General features: G+C 60.7%; 19 protein-coding genes. 11 read left to right on the forward strand and 8 right to left on the reverse strand.

Annotated elements, in window-relative coordinates; translation table 11 throughout:
- The first annotated feature begins 47 nt into the window (after positions 1-47).
- Positions 48-2582: an OspG family effector kinase gene (locus tag LRO94_RS08055; protein ID WP_179179400.1), complete on the forward strand. Its 2535-nt coding sequence runs from the start codon at positions 48-50 to the stop codon at positions 2580-2582.
- A 46-nt stretch (positions 2583-2628) separates the two neighbouring features.
- On the opposite strand, the gene LRO94_RS08060 is transcribed toward LRO94_RS08055, so the two are convergent.
- The gene (locus LRO94_RS08060; protein ID WP_032888724.1) at positions 2629-3213 is read right to left on the reverse strand and encodes a nitroreductase family protein; all 585 of its coding nucleotides are present in this window, start codon (positions 3211-3213) and stop codon (positions 2629-2631) included.
- Positions 3214-3366: 153 nt separating this feature from the next.
- Between LRO94_RS08060 and LRO94_RS08065 the strand changes: the two genes are divergently transcribed.
- The gene (locus LRO94_RS08065; RefSeq protein WP_003172524.1) at positions 3367-3816 is read left to right on the forward strand and encodes a YcgN family cysteine cluster protein; all 450 of its coding nucleotides are present in this window, start codon (positions 3367-3369) and stop codon (positions 3814-3816) included.
- A 13-nt stretch (positions 3817-3829) separates the two neighbouring features.
- Positions 3830-5050 (forward strand): M61 metallopeptidase family protein, encoded by a 1221-nt coding sequence (locus tag LRO94_RS08070; RefSeq protein ID WP_095184095.1) that lies wholly within the window; start codon positions 3830-3832, stop codon positions 5048-5050.
- Positions 5051-5195: 145 nt separating this feature from the next.
- Here the strand turns inward: LRO94_RS08070 and LRO94_RS08075 are convergent, their stop codons facing one another.
- The 3 genes from LRO94_RS08075 to LRO94_RS08085 all read right to left on the reverse strand — a co-directional run bounded on the left by LRO94_RS08075 (position 5196) and on the right by LRO94_RS08085 (position 6624).
- Positions 5196-5546: a YgaP family membrane protein gene (locus LRO94_RS08075; RefSeq protein WP_122680196.1), complete on the reverse strand. Its 351-nt coding sequence runs from the start codon at positions 5544-5546 to the stop codon at positions 5196-5198.
- 67 nt (positions 5547-5613) lie between these two features.
- Positions 5614-6081, reverse strand: a complete 468-nt coding sequence (locus LRO94_RS08080; protein ID WP_003189607.1) for an RNA methyltransferase — start codon at positions 6079-6081, stop codon at positions 5614-5616.
- A 168-nt stretch (positions 6082-6249) separates the two neighbouring features.
- Entirely contained in the window at positions 6250-6624 is a 375-nt protein-coding gene (locus LRO94_RS08085; protein WP_003210675.1) for a YajD family HNH nuclease, read from the reverse strand.
- A gap of 101 nt (positions 6625-6725) precedes the next feature.
- Between LRO94_RS08085 and LRO94_RS08090 the strand changes: the two genes are divergently transcribed.
- Positions 6726-7646, forward strand: coding sequence for a ParB/Srx family N-terminal domain-containing protein (locus tag LRO94_RS08090; RefSeq protein ID WP_179179399.1), 921 nt, complete (start codon positions 6726-6728; stop codon positions 7644-7646).
- A gap of 131 nt (positions 7647-7777) precedes the next feature.
- Here the strand turns inward: LRO94_RS08090 and LRO94_RS08095 are convergent, their stop codons facing one another.
- Positions 7778-8464 carry a spermidine synthase gene (locus LRO94_RS08095; RefSeq protein ID WP_032888736.1) on the reverse strand — a complete coding sequence of 229 codons (687 nt, stop codon included), beginning with the start codon at positions 8462-8464 and terminating at the stop codon, positions 7778-7780.
- A gap of 78 nt (positions 8465-8542) precedes the next feature.
- Here LRO94_RS08095 and LRO94_RS08100 point away from each other — a divergent pair, with 78 nt between their 5' ends.
- Entirely contained in the window at positions 8543-8821 is a 279-nt protein-coding gene (locus LRO94_RS08100) for a hypothetical protein (protein ID WP_032888738.1), read from the forward strand.
- On the opposite strand, the gene LRO94_RS08105 is transcribed toward LRO94_RS08100, so the two are convergent.
- Both LRO94_RS08105 and LRO94_RS08110 read right to left on the reverse strand, forming a co-directional pair.
- On the reverse strand, positions 8818-9291 hold the full coding sequence (locus LRO94_RS08105; protein ID WP_032888741.1) for a cyclic nucleotide-binding domain-containing protein: 474 nt from the start codon (positions 9289-9291) through the stop codon (positions 8818-8820). The genes LRO94_RS08100 and LRO94_RS08105 overlap by 4 nt on opposite strands.
- A 67-nt stretch (positions 9292-9358) precedes the next feature.
- On the reverse strand, positions 9359-11401 hold the full coding sequence (locus LRO94_RS08110) for a S9 family peptidase (RefSeq protein WP_179179398.1): 2043 nt from the start codon (positions 11399-11401) through the stop codon (positions 9359-9361).
- A gap of 24 nt (positions 11402-11425) precedes the next feature.
- On the opposite strand from LRO94_RS08110, the gene LRO94_RS08115 reads away from it, so the two are divergent.
- Genes LRO94_RS08115 through LRO94_RS08125 form a run of 3 tightly spaced genes read left to right on the forward strand, consistent with a single transcriptional unit; the run spans position 11426 to position 13311 of the window.
- Complete coding sequence (locus LRO94_RS08115; RefSeq protein WP_095184099.1) at positions 11426-11959, forward strand: MFS transporter; 534 nt, start codon at positions 11426-11428, stop codon at positions 11957-11959.
- Between the two features lie 21 nt (positions 11960-11980).
- On the forward strand, positions 11981-12757 hold the full coding sequence (locus LRO94_RS08120) for a class II glutamine amidotransferase (RefSeq protein WP_024074057.1): 777 nt from the start codon (positions 11981-11983) through the stop codon (positions 12755-12757).
- A gap of 11 nt (positions 12758-12768) precedes the next feature.
- Positions 12769-13311 (forward strand): DUF2937 family protein, encoded by a 543-nt coding sequence (locus LRO94_RS08125; RefSeq protein WP_032888750.1) that lies wholly within the window; start codon positions 12769-12771, stop codon positions 13309-13311.
- A gap of 123 nt (positions 13312-13434) precedes the next feature.
- Here the strand turns inward: LRO94_RS08125 and LRO94_RS08130 are convergent, their stop codons facing one another.
- Positions 13435-14349: a LysR family transcriptional regulator gene (locus LRO94_RS08130; protein ID WP_032888752.1), complete on the reverse strand. Its 915-nt coding sequence runs from the start codon at positions 14347-14349 to the stop codon at positions 13435-13437.
- Positions 14350-14526: 177 nt separating this feature from the next.
- On the opposite strand from LRO94_RS08130, the gene LRO94_RS08135 reads away from it, so the two are divergent.
- Genes LRO94_RS08135 through LRO94_RS08145 form a run of 3 tightly spaced genes read left to right on the forward strand, consistent with a single transcriptional unit; the run spans position 14527 to position 16873 of the window.
- Positions 14527-15267: a 5-oxoprolinase subunit PxpA gene (locus tag LRO94_RS08135; protein WP_122680191.1), complete on the forward strand. Its 741-nt coding sequence runs from the start codon at positions 14527-14529 to the stop codon at positions 15265-15267.
- A complete protein-coding gene (pxpB, locus tag LRO94_RS08140) occupies positions 15264-15968 on the forward strand; it encodes a 5-oxoprolinase subunit PxpB (RefSeq protein WP_095184102.1) in 705 nt (234 codons plus the stop codon). Before LRO94_RS08135 ends, pxpB begins: the two co-directional genes overlap by 4 nt.
- Positions 15965-16873 carry a 5-oxoprolinase subunit C family protein gene (locus tag LRO94_RS08145; protein WP_179179397.1) on the forward strand — a complete coding sequence of 303 codons (909 nt, stop codon included), beginning with the start codon at positions 15965-15967 and terminating at the stop codon, positions 16871-16873. The genes pxpB and LRO94_RS08145 overlap by 4 nt, the downstream gene beginning before the upstream one ends.
- Positions 16874-16989 lie beyond the last annotated feature (116 nt).

The raw sequence follows: 16989 nt of genomic DNA on the forward strand, positions 1-16989 counted from the left end.
AGGTCGCGCCTTTAACGGACTCCTTTTGGCTAAGGACAGGTATTTCCATGACGCCCCTTATTTCCCCCGCTGTTCAGCCGCGCCCGATGGCGCCCGCCCACCACAACGACATAAACCGCACCCCCGACCGCGAACCTGACCCTTCGCGTCCGGTCGATCTCCCTGCACCGCTTGAAGACTTGTCCGGCTTTGACCTGACGCGTAGCGACCACTGGGGGCAGCCGCCCTCGGTCGTCATCCAACGATTGGCCAGCCATTTACTCGAAAAAGGCGGTGCCAGCGTTCAAGCAGCCCACCAGGCTGCGTATCGCTTACTGATCAATTCCGCACCTGAATATTTGGTCAAGGACATTCCCGCCAGCGTGACCTGCGCCAGTGTGCTCTGGGCTCAGTTGGCGATGGCTGTGGGCAGGATCGAAGCCCACGCGCCAGGCCGCACGCTCGGTATGGGGTATGCCGAAATTTTGCTGAACGCCGAATCGCTCACCCTTGACGCTGCCACTCGCCAGCGCATCGATGGGCAGGCCCTGACGGAGTGGGGCGTGGCCAACGGTGTGCTGACCCGCACCGATGAGATGCCATCGGCCAGTGCAATGGAGCGCCTGAGGGCGGCCTACAACGAACAGCTCAGCGCGCTGAAAAGCACCAGCGCCCTCCTGCAAACGCCAATCCCCAGCCGCAGAGCCATGGCGCTGGCCCTGCTTGAGCGGGCGTTTCCTGACGTCGACCCGAGCCTCTTCGAAGTCAGGCATTTTCAAAAGGCCAGGCTCACCAAAGGGCGCCCAGGCATCCATCCCGGCTCACGCTCTATGCTGGATATCGTCATGCACGGCGGCCCATTGGCGACCGATGAGCATTGGGTGAGCAATAACAAACGCCTGCCCATTGACCGTTTTTGCAGCCTTTACCAACAAGGCAAGCTGGAGGTCGCCAGCGCATTCACGAAGGCCTACGACCAGGCGATCAGCGCCCATCAAACCGGGCAACAGAGTCGTGTGCGGCAGATGATCGCCACGTTGCCCCTAGAGGACCGCAATAACCTGGAGTTCGGCAAGCTCGAATTCTTCCACACCAACCAGTACACAATCGCCAAAGACCTGTTTACTCCGCCGGCGCTGCACGTGCGCGGCCATACGCTGGAGGTGAAGGCGACTCGAAACGGCGAGGTCAATCTCTATACCCTCGACACGCGAAACGGCACCGTTGAGAAAGAAAACTTTCTATTGCGCCGACGTACTCCGCCTTACACCGCTGCGAATATGGAATCGCGCGAGGCGAATATTCTTTCTAGAACCGTTCAGTTTGAGCCCGACAGCGATTTCCCGGCGCAACCCCAAGGCACCCAAGCCTCCGACAGTCTCAACTCGCAGCGCAGCCATGCCATTGCTGATGTGTTCGTCAAATCCCTCGACCTGAACAACGAAGATCTGATGAACGAGGCCCGGGGCCTGACGTCCTTTGATCGGGACAGCGCCCGCAATGAAGCCATTGGCGAATTCTTCCTGAACCTGATCCCGTTGCGCTCGGCTATCGTCAACTTCCAAAACGGCAATATCGGGCAGGGCGTGTTCGACCTGGGCCTGGATGCGGTTGGCCTGGTTACGTTGGGCGCCGGCAAAGCCGTGCAGGCGGGTAAGGTGCTGGGCGGCGCCTTGACCACTGCGCGCCAGGCGGCCAAGGCGGTGAGGTTTGTTGGCGCAACGGCGGTGGAGGCCTTCAACCCCTTGAGCGGCGTCGGCGATCTGCTGGTGAGCGGCGGCAGGTGGGTGACCAGGGGCAGTGCTTCTGCCGGTGAGCTGAGCAATGGGCTGTTTCGTCATTACAGGGCACCGGAGTCGAGCCTCGCCGGGCTCTCGCGCAATAATCAGGGCGTGTACGTTGCTGCCGACGGCCATCGCTCGTATGTGCGCCATCTCGACGCGTCCGGCCAGGCTGGCGTTTATGAGGTCCGGCAGGTGTCCCGCGGCGCGGACGGCAGCGTGCAGGCGCGGGTGTACCACAACAACCGGCAAACTCCGTTGTTACTCGAACATGTGCAGGGTGACCAATGGCGGCGACTGGGTGCGCGGGGCGGCCAGCCGGTTGCGGTCAAAGCCGATCTCGGCCCCGAAATCGGCCGTGGGGGCGAAGGCGTGGTGTATACAAGCCTCGACGGCAAGAGTGTTTATAAAGATTTGGGGCCGACCCGCTTGACCTCGGTAGAGGGCTACGTCGACATGGAAGTGGTCAATTTGAACAAGTACTACGGAGAGGGCTTTGCCGAGGTATTGATCGAGGACGGCCGCAAATACATAAAGATGGGCAAAATTGACGGGATTGATCTTGCCCATGTCGAAAAAGGCAGCCTGCCCGCCGAAGCTCGTTCGTTACTCGACGACGCGGTAGCGCAAATGGAGGCCAGGGATATTTTTCATAACGACCCGCAGTTGAGTAACTTCATGTACTCAAAAACAGACAACAAGCTCTATCCCATCGACATGAATGGTATGCCCGCCGAGTTCATGGTGCCGGCGGTCAAAAACGTGTATGACCGGCAAATCACGCAGCTGCGCTCGGCGTTCAGCGAACTGATCGCCCGGTAGTCCTCAAGAGACACCCTGCCGCGTTCAGGCGGCAGGGTGCTGGCTGTCAGAGGCCGAAATCACCTTCGGACACCAGCTCGCTCAGCGGCTTGCGCGGGCTCGGCACTTCACGCCCTTGCAGGTACTCCGGCAGGGTCGACTTGTCTCCCAGCTTGCCAACGGCCACGGCCGCGTGCAGCGCGTAACCTTCCGGAATCTTCAACTCCTTGCGTGTCAGCTCCTGATCGAAACCGGCCATGCCGTGGGTGTGCCAGCCACTGAGGCTGGCTTGCAGTGCCAGGTGGCCCCAAGCAGAGCCGGTGTCGAAGGTGTGCCACAGCGCCGGGGTTTCTTCAGTGGCACCGGGAGCGACGAAGTCGGTTTTCGAGGCGATGATCACCAGCGCCGAGGCATGCTGCGCCCAGCCGCGGTTGAATTCATTGAGCAGGCCCAGGAAACGTTCCCAGTCCGGCGTGTCGCGGCGCGCGTAGAGAAACCGCCACGGCTGCGAGTTGTAGGCCGACGGCGCCCAGCGTGCAGCTTCGAAGAAACTCAGCAGCGTCTCTTTCGAGATGCTCTCGCCAGTGAAGGCGCGGGGCGACCAGCGGTCGGTGAACTGGGTGTGGATCGGATAGTCGGCAACACGTGTCATGAGCAGGTCCTGATCGTCAATTCGGCGCTCAAAGCTACTGCGCGCCCGCTAGACTGACAAGTGTTGTAACACCGCCAGTCGTAAGCGCTTGGTTCCAAGGGGCTTGGGCACTAGACTGGCGGCCTTTTCACCTACCGATACTGATGCAGAGCCATGGCCGCCAAAGTCGAACCTTTCTGGATACGCAAAACCCTTGAACACCTCGACCAGGAGGAGTGGGAGTCATTGTGCGACGGCTGTGGCCTGTGCTGCCTGCAAAAGCTTGAGGATGAAGACGACAACAGCGTCTATTACACCCGTATCGCCTGCAAACTGCTGGACCTGAAAACCTGCCAGTGCACCGACTACCCCAACCGCCGCGCCTCGGTGCCCGACTGCATCCAGCTCACCCCAGGCCAGGCCGATCAGTTCAAATGGCTGCCGCCCACCTGCGGCTACCGCCTGGTCAGCGAGCGCAAGGATTTACCGCTGTGGCACCACCTGGTCTGTGGCGACCGCGACGCCGTGCACCACGAACGCATTTCCCAGTCTGGACGCATGCTCAGCGAAGGCAGCGTGCCTGAAGACGACTGGGAGGATTACCTGATCTTCCGCGCAGGCTGAAAAAGGAGTGTGTATGAAGGTGGGAACCCAGCTGGCGGCATGCCTGGTGCTGCTGGCGCTGAGCATGCCTGCGTGGTGCGCCAGGAAAGTCGACCTGGATTATCACGTTAAATTGCTGCCCCAGAGCGATCAGGCTGAAGTACGCCTGAGCCTGTCACAAGGCTCGGCCGTGCGCAGCCTGGACTTTGACCTGGGCCCGGCAGGCAGTTACAGCGACTTCAAGGCCGACGGCCAGTGGAAGGTCAGTGGCCAGCGGGGCGTGTGGCAGCCCAGCGCCGACAAGGCCAGTCTGACCTACCGCGTGCACCTCACCCAGGCGCGCAAGCCGGGCAGCTATGAAGCACGTATGACTGCGAGTTGGGCGCTGTTTCGCGGCGAAGACCTGGTGCCGACCGCGCGGCTCGACCAGCAGGACGGCGTCGAGTTGATCTCGCGCCTGGTGTTCGAATTACCTGCGGGCTGGAAAAGCGTCGAAACCGCCTGGCCCCGTATCGGCAAGAATAAATTTCGCATCGACAACGTTTCCCGCCTGTTCGACCGGCCCACCGGCTGGATGCTCGCGGGCACGCTTGGCAGCCGCCGCGTGCGCCTGGGCGAAACTGAAGTCACCGTGGCGTCGCCCAAGGGTCAGGCCATGCGCCGCATGGACGTGCTGACGTTGCTGACCTTTGTCTGGCCCCAGGTCGAAGCCGCGTTCCCACGTCATCCGGCCAAGCTGTTGGTGGTGGGCGCCAGTGATCCGATGCGCCGTGGCGTGTTCTCGGCGCATGACTCGATCTACCTCAACAGCCGCACACCGCTGGTCAGCGAAAACGGCAGCAGCCCATTGATTCGTGAAGTAGTGCAGGCGATCGGACGTTTCAACGATCACGACACCAGTGACTGGATCAGCGAAGGGCTTGGGGAGTATTACGCCATCGAACTGGTGCGCCGTGCCGGTGGGATCACCGATGAGCGGTATCAGGCGATACAGGCGCGGTTGAGCAAGGAGGGCAAAGATGTCACGACGCTACGCGGCGAGCATGTCAGTGGTGCAACCGTGTCGCGGGCAGTGGTGATATTGCAGGAGCTGGACAGCGAGATTCGGGTGAAAACCCATAATAAACGCTCGCTGGATGACCTCGCGCAAGCGGTGATGCGGGCGAACAGCATTACGACGGCGGAGTTCGTGCAGCTGGCTGAGAGCATTATTGGCGAGTCGTCGGTGGTGCTGGATACCAAGCTACTGCGCTGATTTTCAACCTCTGCATCAATCAACATGTGGGAGGGGGCTTGCTCCCGATAGCGCTGATTCAGTCACAACATGTGCTGACTGACATTCTGCTATCGGGAGCAAGCCCCCTCCCACTTTTGGATCTCTAACCTACCGAAAGCCAGGTTCAGCCTGTGGTTTTCACAGCTTTCTCAGCCGCCACTTCCGCCTTGGTCTTCAGGTTTTTCAGCTCTGCACCCGCACGCTCGATCTTCGTACGTACGCTGTTCATTTCCTGGCGACCCTGTTCCAGCTTGTCCTTGAGCGAGCTGTGCCCGGTGAAACCACGGGCCAGTGCCACACCGCCAATCGCTACCTGGATCAAACCGAAAATCCCGCCACGGCGCAGGCCTTTGCCGAGCATTATCACGCCACCGGCCACCGAGCCGATGCGTTCCCAGCCGTGGACGTTTTGCGTCGGCTGGCTCTGGAAGGGCGTGTGCTCGATGATAGGTCGCACGTTTTTGCTGTCGCTCATGATCTGTCTCCAACAAGGGCAAGTGTAAGTAGCTGACTGCTGGCGGGCGTTGGATGTTCCCAAAAAATCAATACTTGGGGCCCGAACGGGTGTTGTTGCCCTTGGCCAGGCGGTCATAGAGCACCACGTTGACCGTGGCGGCCAGGTTCATGCAGCCGGTGGTCGGGATGTAGACCACGTCTTCGCACCAGTCCCGAATTTCTTTATCCAGCGAGCCGTCTTCCGGGCCGAAGATATACAGCGCGCGGTCGGGGTGGGTGTACTCAGGCAGGGGACGGGCGCCCTCCACCAGTTCCACGGCGACGGGGATACAGCCCAGGGGCAGGATTTTTTTCAGGTCATCGATGCCGATCAGCGGAATATCGTGATGGACCTTCTTGGTGTCGGTGATGAAGTCCCGGGCGCGCTCGTAACGCACGCCGGTGTAGAACACCGAGGCCACGCCGTAGCAACCGGCGGCACGCATGACCGAGCCGACGTTTTCGGGGGATTTGGGGTTATACAGACCGATGCAGCTGTAGCGTTTATTGCCCACGGGGAAGGGTGCCTTGGAGAAAAGCGGCGATTATACGGCTTGAAGGTGATGTATTGCTTGGGCTAACGCTATCGGGAGCAAGCCCCCTCCCACATTTTGAGTTGTGAACACTTTCAAATGTGGGAGGGGGCTTGCTCCCGATGAGGCCAGGACAGGCGACGACACTCTTCAGTCGTCTTTCTTCATCAACCCCGCCAGCGCCGCAAACGGGTTATGCGTGGCCTTGGCAATCGTCGGGCTGCTGGTGGAGCCTTCGCCGAAGTACTGCTGATCGGTGTAGCGCGAGTGTTCGTTGTCGTGGCAGTACAGGCACAACAACTCCCAGTTGGAGCCGTCCTGAGGGTTGTCATCATGATTGTGGTTGCGGTGGTGTACGGTGAGTTCGCTCAGGCGCTTGCCGGCGAATTCACGGGCGCAGCGGCCGCACACGTGGGGGTACATCTTGAGGGCTTTGTCGCGGTAGCCCATTTCCCGGTCGCGCTGGGCATCGGCGAGGATGCGGTCCAGCTTGGCGGTGTGGGAGGGCGGGTTGGTCGAGCTCATCATGGCTCCTGGCTATTTTGTGGGTCACGGATAACGTTGATTCTAGCCGTCGGCGGGCGTTTGTAGTATCGGTTCATTCATTTCACAAGGATCTGAAACCTATGCGTTGGTACACGTGGACAATTGCACTGCTTTTCTGCGCGCTGGCGGCTCAAGCCCAGGCGTTTTCGACGCCCAAGCCCGGGCAGGTGATTGAGGTCACCCTTGAAGAGTTGCACCCGACCCAGGCCGTGGTGGGTTTCGACCAGATCTACTACAGCCTCGGGCTGTTCGCCGACAAACCCACCAAAGCCTTCGATGAATACTGCGAAACCAACGGCCAGGGCGAGGCCGACAAGGTGCCCAAGAACGCCAGCCTGCTTGCGCCTTCCAGCTTCACGTGCAAAGACCCGGTCGGCACTCATCCCGAGGACATGAAAACCGTGGTGGTCGGCCCTGGTGGCCAGTTGTACCTGACCGACGGTCACCACAGTTTCACCACCCTTTGGCAAACGCCGGGTGCCGGCCCTCAGTTGAAAATGTGGGTCAAGGTGACTGACGATTTCAGCAACAGCCCAGACCTCGCCACCTTCTGGCAGCGTATGGAAGCGGCGCGCAAGGTCTGGCTCAAGGACAATCGGGGCCAGACCCTGCCGCCTACGCAACTGCCTGCTCACCTGGGCTTCAAGAATCTGCAGGACGACACCTTCCGCAGCCTGGTGTATTTCACCCGCAAGGCCGCCTATGGCAAGCCGGATGGCGGCGAGATCGCCCCGGAATTCCTGGAGTTCTATTGGGGTAACTGGCTGCGCACGCAGATTGATCTGGGCCAGTACAACCTGGACAAAAAAGGCGGCTACAAGGATGCGATCGAAGCAGTCGCCAAGCGCATGGTCAGCCTGGCGCCGGGATCACCGGTGGGAGGCAGCGGTTTTACCGCCCAGCAACTGGGTGGGATGACCCAACTGGATCGCGATGAGCTGCAGAAGACCTTCGACAAAAAAGTCCCGTACGTGATCGACTACCGCAAATCCCACAACTGACAGGGATCAAAATGTGGGAGGGGGCTTGCCCCGATAGCGTAGTGTCAGTCACCAAATGTTTTGACTGAACCACCGCTATCAGGGGCAAGCCCCCTGCCACATTGGATCTCCAGTGGTTTGGTTAATGGTGCTCAGCCCTTGAGCTTCTCCGCAATCCAGATGGTGTGTCGGGTGCCCTTGTTGCCATGGGCAAATACCTGCACTTCCTCGGCCTTGAAACCGGCCTTGCGCAGTTTGTCGCTGAACAGTTTGTCGGCACTCGCTGACCACACCGCCAGCACGCCCTTGGGCCGCAAGGCCTTGGCGCAGGCGGCCAGGCCACCGGCAGAGTAGAGCCAGCTGTTGGCCTTTTGCGTGAGGCCTTCGGGGCCGTTGTCGACGTCGAGCATGATCGCGTCAAAGCCTTGGGGCTCGGCTTGCAGCACCTTGGCCACGTCTTCCATGCGGATCACGGTGCGCGGGTCCAGCAGTGGGCGCCCGGATTTTTCCCCCAGCGGCCCACGGTTCCATTCCACGACGCCCGGCACCAGTTCGGCGACAACCACTTCGGCAGTCTTGCCCAAATGCTTGAGGGCCGAGGCCAGGGTAAAGCCCATGCCCAAACCACCAATCAGCACCCGTGAATCAGGACGACCGGCAACTTTGCGGCAGGGAATTTCTGCCAGCGCATCTTCGGAGCCGTGCATGCGCGTGTTCATCAACTGGCCGCCGTCACCACCCTGGATCTTGATGACAAAATCCTCGCCGTATTCGAACAGGCACAAGGCACCGCCGTTGTCGGGGATCGGGGTGGTGTCCAGCAGAACGAAACGTTTCATGGAAATCTCATTGGGAAGGGCATTCTTGCGCGGTTGGGAGTAGCCTTACGACATTCCGGTCAGGCCATGGAGCCATCGATGAAGTGCAGCATTCTAACGGTCATTGTGTTGAGCGCGCTCGCATTGGGTGCGGCGCAGGCTCAGGAGTTGCAAACCGTACCGGTCGCGCCCGCGCCAACCCCCGGTGCACCGGGCACGCCGACGCCGACGCTGTATCCCCAAGTCAGCCCGCCAGCGCTGCCCAAGACCAACGGCTCGCCGCCCTTGGCGCCCATCGTGTTACCGACGCCACCGAAGGACCAGACGGTGCCCGGCCTGCAGCAGAACGACAGCAAACCAAAGACCCCTGGCGGTTAAAACTGTTGCGACAGTAACTGCCCATCAGCCATGCGCAGGCGCTTGGACAGGGCTATCGCAATCGCGCGGATGATCTTCGCGGCCACTCGCGGGGTTTCGTTGAGCATCTTTTCCAGGGAGTCCTTGCCCAAGTTCAACAGCACGCAATCACTGGCAGCCACGCAACTGGCGGAGCGACGCTCGCCGTCGAGTACTGCCATCTCACCGAAAGCCCGGCCGCTGCGCAGGGTGGCGATGGTCAGGCGCTGGCCGTCGTGATTGGTTTTCTGCACCGCCACCTGGCCGCTATGGATGATGCACATGAAGGTGCCGGCATCGCCTTCGAGGAAGATCGCTTCGTCCTGGGCAATGCTGCTGATATTGAAGTAGCCGGCGGCGACGTGAAAATCTTCCGGCAACAAAGGGTCGAACAGGCCGCAGTCCATGAGCATGTCGCGGATTTCGGTATTCATTAGCGTCGGTAGTGCCATGGCTGCAATCTTGGTCCATCAATCAGTAGGCGGTCCTGTGTTCAGACAGGCCCGCCGCGCTAAGTTCCTAAATCAACCCCAGCGCCTTGAACACAAATGCATATTCGAGCGCTACGTCACGTAATCCTTGGTAACGACCGCTCATCCCACCATGGCCGGCACCCAGTTCGGTCTTGAGCAACAGCAGGTTGTCGTCGGTCTTGGTGTCACGCAGCTTGGCCACCCACTTGGCCGCTTCCCAATACTGCACGCGGCTGTCGTTGTAGCCGGCGATCACCAGCATGTGCGGGTAGGCCTGGGCCTGGACGTTTTCGTACGGCGCGTAGGCCTTGATGCGCTCGTACACATCGGGCTCCTCGGGGTTGCCCCATTCGTCGTACTCGGTGATGGTCAACGGCAGCTCCGGGTCGAGCATGGTGTTGAGCACATCAACGAACGGCACTTCGGCAATCGCCGCTTGGAACAGCGCCGGACGCTGGTTGAGCACCGCACCGATCAACAGGCCACCGGCACTGCCGCCGCTGATGGCCAGTTGCTTGGAGGTGGTCAGGCCTTGAGCGATCAGGTGTTCGGCGCAGGAGATAAAGTCGCTGAAGGTGTTCTGCTTGTGTTCCTGCTTGCCATTGCGGTACCAGGCTTCACCCAGTTCGCCGCCGCCACGCACATGCGCGATGGCAAACGCCACGCCGCGATCAAGCAGGCTCAGGCGTGCGTGGGAGAACCATGGGTCTAAGCTCGAACCGTAGGCGCCGTAGCCGTAAAGGTACAGCGGTGTGGTTTTGCCGAGTTGGTCGCGCTTGACCACCAGGCTGATCGGCACCTGGGTACCATCGGCGGAGGTGGCCCACAGGCGCTGGCTCACATAGTCATCGGCATTGAACACGCCGAGTACCGGGGTTTCCTTGAGTACCTGTTGCGTACCGCTGGCCAGCTCCAACTGACGCACCTGGGCCGGACGGTTGAGGGCTTCGTAGCGCAGGCGGATCTTGTCGCTGACGAATTCCAGGCTGTTCTGTACGTAGAGGCTGTAGGCGGCGTCAGGTAATTCCACGCGATAGGCAGGCAGGCCCTCGGGGTGCACTTCGATCACCGGCAGGCCGCCGATGCGCAAGCTTAAGGTCATGGCGCTGGTGTTCAGGCTGACGCCGTCGAGCATCACCTCATCGCTGTGGGGGATCAGGTTCTGCCACTCATCCTCGGTCGGCACGTCGCCAATGTCGGTTGCGACAAACAGGGCGTAGTTGATGCCATCACGGTTGCTACGGATAAACCAAGTCCAGGCGCCATTCAGTTGGCCGTGGTCGACATCGTATTCGTGATCGTCGACCCGTGGCGCCAGGCAGGTGAAATCCTGCTGCGGTTGGTTGGCGTCCAGGGCCCAGACTTCGCTAGTGGTCTTGCTGCCCAGGGCCACCAGCAACTGGCGCTCGGAGCTGGAACGGTAGCAATGCAGGAAGAAACGCCCGTCGGGCTCATGGAACACTTCCTGCGCCGCCGTGCCGTCCAGGCGATAGCGATAGAGTTTGTGGGGGCGGTGCGTTTCGTCCAGTTCGCCGAAGAACAGGGTCAGGCTGTCGTTGGCCCAGGTCATGCTGCCGTCGCAGTCCTGGAACTCCAGTTCGCTGACCTTGCCGGTTGCCAATTCCTTCACGAACAGGGTGTAGATCTCTTCGCCGGTGGTGTCCAGGCTGTAGGCCAGGCGATTGTGGTCGGGGCTGATGCTGAATGCGCCGAGGGAGAAAAAGCCACCGTTGGCCAGTTCGTTCGGGTCCAGCAACAGCTCTTCACTGCTGTCGTCCACCACGTTGCTGTCATCGGCCGGACGGCGGCAGCGGTAGTGACGGGCGTACTCGTCACCGGCGGTGGTGCGGGTGTAATAGAGGTACGGGCCCCACGGCGAGGGCAGGGACAAGTCGGTTTCGAGAATGCGGCCCTTGATCTCTTCAAACAGGCTTTCGCGCAAGGCTGCCTGATCGGCGAGCTGGGCTTCCTGCCAGGCGTTTTCGGCCTTGAGGTAATCGAGTACTTCAGCGCTGTCGCGTTCTTGCAGCCAGGCGTAAGGGTCTTGGCCAGGGGCCTTTCGGGCAATCGGGGGCGTCGATACAGGCATGGATTATTCTCTATCTGGCGGACGGTGGCAGGCTTTGCAGCCGCGACACGCAAAAGCCGTTATCATAGCCGCCTGTTTGCCTACCTTGCCATGGACACCATGACCGAGAACGACTATCTGACCGCTTGGGGCCTTTACGCCTTCGCCGCTTTGGGCTGCCTGTTGGTGTGGTGGCGCATGACGCGCTGGATGTGGCGCTGGTTGCGCGAGCCGCTGCAATTGCTGATGGCCGTGTTGCTGTTCAGCCCGACCATCGTAGACCCGGTCAAGACTCAGTTCGCGCCGGCCGTGGCAATTACCGCCCTGGACCTGGTGCTCAAGGTCGGCAATAACGCCTGGCGGGCTATTTCCGATTTGTTCATGTACACCATGATCGCCTTTGGCGTGTACCTGGTGATTGTGTTGATCCGCTGGCCCATCGAGCGCGCCGCCAATGCGCGTCGTGAGCGCAAGGCCGCCACCGATGCAGCCCTGGCCGCTGAGCCGGCGGAAGAAGACGACGAGCCATTCCGCCGTCCGGCGCCTGTCAGTGGCATGCGGGTCGAACCGCGCCTTTAACGTTGCAGCGAGAGCCCTGGCATGTGTGAATTATTGGGCATGAGTGCCAACGTCCCCACCGATATCGTGTTCAGCTTTACCGGGCTGATGCAGCGCGGTGGGCGCACCGGCCCCCACCGCGACGGTTGGGGCATCGCTTTCTACGAAGGCCGTGGTCTGCGTCTGTTCCAGGACCCGGCCGCCAGCAGTGAATCGGAAGTCGCGCTGCTGGTGCAGCGTTATCCCATCAAGAGCGAAGTGGTGATCGGCCATATCCGCCAGGCCAACGTGGGCAAGGTGAGCTTGGCCAATACCCACCCGTTCGTGCGCGAACTGTGGGGCCGCAACTGGTGTTTCGCCCATAACGGCCAACTGGCGGACTTCAACCCCCGCGCCACCTTCTACCGCCCGGTCGGCGATACCGACAGCGAAGCGGCCTTTTGCGACTTGCTCAACCGCGTGCGCGAAGCCTTCCCCGAGCCGGTGGACATCGAACAGATGCTGCCGGACCTGATCGCCGCCTGTGCCGAATACCGCAGCAAAGGCGTGTTCAACTGCCTGCTCAGCGATGGCGACTGGTTGTTTTGCTACTGCTCGACCAAATTGGCGCAGATCACCCGGCGTGCCCCGTTCGGTCCAGCGCGCTTGAAAGATGTCGACGTGATCGTCGATTTTCAGGCCGAGACCACACCCAATGATGTAGTGACGGTAATTGCCACCGAACCGTTGACCGACAACGAAAACTGGACCCGTTACGAACCGGGCCAATGGAGCCTGTGGCGACGCGGTGAATGCGTCAGCCAGGGCATTACTGAGTAAGGATATCGACCATGTTGCTCAGCTATCTGCGGTTGGTGCTGTTTGCCATTGGCCTGTTGGTCGGCGTGCAAGTGCCGGGATTTATCAACGATTACGCCAAGCGCGTCGAAGCCCACTTGATAGAGGCCCAGACGGGGCTGAGCGGGTTTGAAACCACCGCGCGGCAGTTCTTCAACGGTGATTTGAAGGCGTTGGTCGCGCATTACCGCGCCAGTGACGACCCGGTTTTCCAGAGCGACGCCAACAGCCTGGGCGCCATGCTTGATCGCCAAGTTGCGTTGGACAAACAATTCCAGGCCATGCAAGGCCCGTGGTACATCCGCGCGTTGCAAGTGGCGGTGGCCGCCGACCCGGATATCCGCCAGGAAACCTGGAACGGTTACAGCTACCAGATCCTCCTGACCCCAGAAGCCATGGGTTGGGGATTGGGCGGGGCGATGCTGCTGTCGTTTGGATTGGAATGCCTGTTCCGCCTGATCGACTGGGTCGTGTTGGGCGGCAAGCGCCTGCGCCAGAGCCGGCCGATTGAAGAGCGGGACCTGAAAGGTCTCTAACGCCCAACTCGGTCAAATGTGGGAGGGGGCTTGCTCCCGATAGCGGTAGGTCAGTCAATACTTCAGGTACTGACCCACCGCTATCGGGAGCAAGCCCCCTCCCACATTTTTAACCGGGTTTCGTCAGGGGGCCAGCACCATCCGCTCTTCGCCGACTTCCTCGGCATAGCGGGCAACGACCTTCTGGCACAGCCCGACAATCTCCTCCACCAACTCCACCCCCACACGCCACGACACCACCACCTGCAGGTTAGGCAGTTTCTGCGCCATCGATAACATTACCAATTCCCCGCGCGCCAGTTCCTCACTGACCAGCACCGGCGGCAGTGCGCCAATGCCGAATCCGTCGCGCAACAACCGTGTAATCGCCGACACCGAATTCACACAGTTCATCCTTGGCGCGGCCACGCCGTTGGCCTGCATCAGGCTCAGCACATCCTGATGTGGGTGCGAGTTTTTCGAGTAGGTGATGATCCGCTCCTGAGCCAGTTCGGCGAGGGAGGCGTAGTCGCGGTTATAGATCGATTGGCTGGCGACGATCCAGGCCATGGGATGGCTGCACAGTTCCAGGCTGCGCACGGTTTCCAGGCGCAGCAGGTCGGTTTGCAGGATCAGGTCAAGGAAGCCTTTTTGCAGCTGATCGCTGAGGTTAAGCGCGGTATCAGCGACCAATTCGATTTCGACCAAGGGGAAATGGTCCATCAGTTCCGCCACCAACGGGCTCAGCCAAGTGTGGATCACCGTGTCCATCGCGCCGATCCGAATGCGCCCGACCTTGCTGCTGGTGGTCTCCAGAGACTGCTTCAGGCCCCGCATGGTCACCATCATCTGCTCGGCATAATCGAGCACCTTCAAGCCTTCCGGGGTCAGGCTTACGCCTCGAGAATCACGCAAAAACAGTTTCACCCCCAGCTCGCTTTCCAGCACGGCGATGCGGCTGGAGATCGAGGCCTGGGTGGTGAACAGCTTCTCGGCAGTCAGGCGAAAGCTCTTGAGCTTGGCCACCCAGACGAAGGTTTCGAGGAACTTCAAATTCATGGGATCAACTTTTTCTTATGCATGGATCGGTTTTTATTAGTTGGACGCCGTACCGGGCAAGCGCCAAAAATCGAGCGTATTCCACGATGAGCGTCGTGGGGGTGTCAGGACAGGTTGCACGTTCTGCGTTAAAAATCCCACACTGCAAAAAAATAAGTCCTACAGGAGCGCCAGACCGTGAGCCGTCTTTTACTGAATTGCGATATCGGCGAAAGCTTTGGTAACTGGACCATGGGTCTGGACGCCGAGGTCATGCCGTTCATTGATTGCGCCAACGTGGCCTGCGGCTTTCATGCCGGCGACCCAAGCATCATGCGCAAAACTGTTAGCTTGGCGCTCAAGCATGGCGTGCAAGTGGGGGCGCACCCGGCATACCAGGATTTGCAAGGCTTCGGCCGCCGTTCCATGGCCTATACCCCTCAGGAAATCCAGGATCTGCTGCACTACCAGATCGGCGCCCTCGATGGCATTTGCCGTGCCCAAGGCGGTCGCGTCAGCTACGTCAAACCCCATGGCGCGATGTACAACGACATGATGGCCAACCCGAAACAACTGCGTGCGGTCATCGGGGCGGTGGCCGCTTATGGTGACTTGCCGCTGATGTTGCTGGCCACTCGCGATAACAGCGCAGCCCAGGCATTGGGCGATGAGTATGGCGTGACCCTGTGGTTTGAAGCATTCGCCGACCGCGCCTACGACAATAACGGCCACTTGGTTTCCCGCCAGTTACCCGGCGCTGTGCACCACGACGCCGAAACGATCATCCAGCAAGCCCTGACCATTTCTCGTGGCGAACCGTTGACGGCCAGCGACGGCAGCGCCCTCGTACTAAACGCCAATACCCTGTGCGTGCATGGCGACAACGCCAGTTCAATTGCTGCCGTGCAGCGTATCCGCGAGGCATTGAAGCCAGCATGAAGCCGCGGATTGAAGTGGTGGCCATCGACTGCCTGATGGTGCGTCTGTTCGATGCGATTGCAGAAGCCAACATGCCGTGGATGCTTGCCGCAGCGCAACGCTTGCGAGAAGGCTTCGGCGCTGCATTGGTGGATCTGGTGCCGTCCTACACCACCTTGATGGTGCATTACGACCTCATCGCGCTGAGCCCTGCCCAGGCCCGAGAGCTGATCGACCACGCCCTCACCGACTTGCAGCCTCAGGCCCAGGGAAGCGGTCAATGCCATGTGCTGCCGGTGTGGTACGACCTGAGCGTCGGCCCGGAACTGACCTTGCTCAGCCAGCGCAGTGGCCTGGCCGTCGACGACGTGATCCGTCTCCACAGCGCCCACGAATATCAGGTGTTCGCCCTTGGCTTTGCCCCCGGTTTTGCCTTTATGGGGTTAGTGGACGAAGTCCTCGCCAGCCCACGCCTCAGCACACCGCGCAAACGCGTGGCGGCTGGCAGTGTGGGGATCGCCGAGCGCCAAACGGCTGCTTACCCAGTGGTTTCTCCGGGTGGCTGGAACCTGATCGGTCGCACCCCCGCCAAACTGTTCGACCGCGCGCGAGACGGCTACAGCCTCATGCAACCTGGCGACACGGTGCGCTTCGAAGCGGTCAGTCGTGCCGAATTTATCAACCTGGGTGGCGATGACACGCCGTTGGAGGCGCAGGCATGAGCCGCTTGATCATCGAGGCCAGCACGCCGCTGTGCCTGTTGCAGGACGCCGGTCGTTTTGGCGTACGCCACCTGGGCGTGACCCAGGGCGGCGCGCTGGATTGGGTGTCGATGTCGTGGGCCAATTGGCTGCTGGGCAATGCGCTGGACGCACCGGTGGTGGAAATCACCCTCGGCGGCTTTACCGTGCAGGCCGAGGAGTATTGCCTGCTGGCCTTGGCCGGTGCGGACCTGGGCGCGTATGTCGATGAACGCCCTATCAGTCCGGGACGCAGTTTTATCCTGCAAAAAGGCCAGCGTTTGCGCTTTACCCAGCCGTTCAACGGTGCGCGGGCGTACCTGGCGGCACCCGGCGGGTTTGATGCGCCGGATGTGCTGGGCAGTTGTGCGACGGTGGTGCGTGAAGCACTGGGCGGGCCGGACGGATTCGGCAAAGCGTTGGCCGAGGGCGGGCGGTTGGCCTATTCCGGGACGGGCGGCGCGATGAAAGTGCTGAGTGCACAGGCGTTGCCCGCCAAGGCGCCGCTGGATGTGATCGTCGGTGCACAAATCGGCCAGTTCAGCGGCCAAAGTCTGTTCGATGCCTTCAATACCGATTGGGCCCTGGACAGTCGCGCCGACCGCATGGGCATGCGCTTGCTCGGTACGCCGTTGCGGTACCAAGGGCCGTCGCTGATTTCCGAAGGTATCCCGTTGGGTGGCATCCAGGTGCCGCCGGATGGGCAGCCGATTGTGTTGCTCAATGATCGGCAGACCATTGGCGGTTATCCGCGTATGGGGGCGTTGACGCCTTTGTCGCTGGCGCGGCTGGCGCAGTATTTACCGGGAGAGAAGGTGAGGTTGGTGCCGGTGGTCCAGGAAACGGCGCATCGGCAGCATGTCGAATATTTGCGCCGATTTACATAACACCGCAATTTAAAATGTGGGAGGGGGCTTGCTCCCGATGACGATGGTTCAGTCACTGATGTGTTGACTGAAACACGGCTATCGGGAGCAAGTCGAATCGTCGCACCGCCCCTCCC

Source organism: Pseudomonas sivasensis (assembly GCF_021391435.1).
GTDB lineage: Bacteria > Pseudomonadota > Gammaproteobacteria > Pseudomonadales > Pseudomonadaceae > Aquipseudomonas > Aquipseudomonas sivasensis.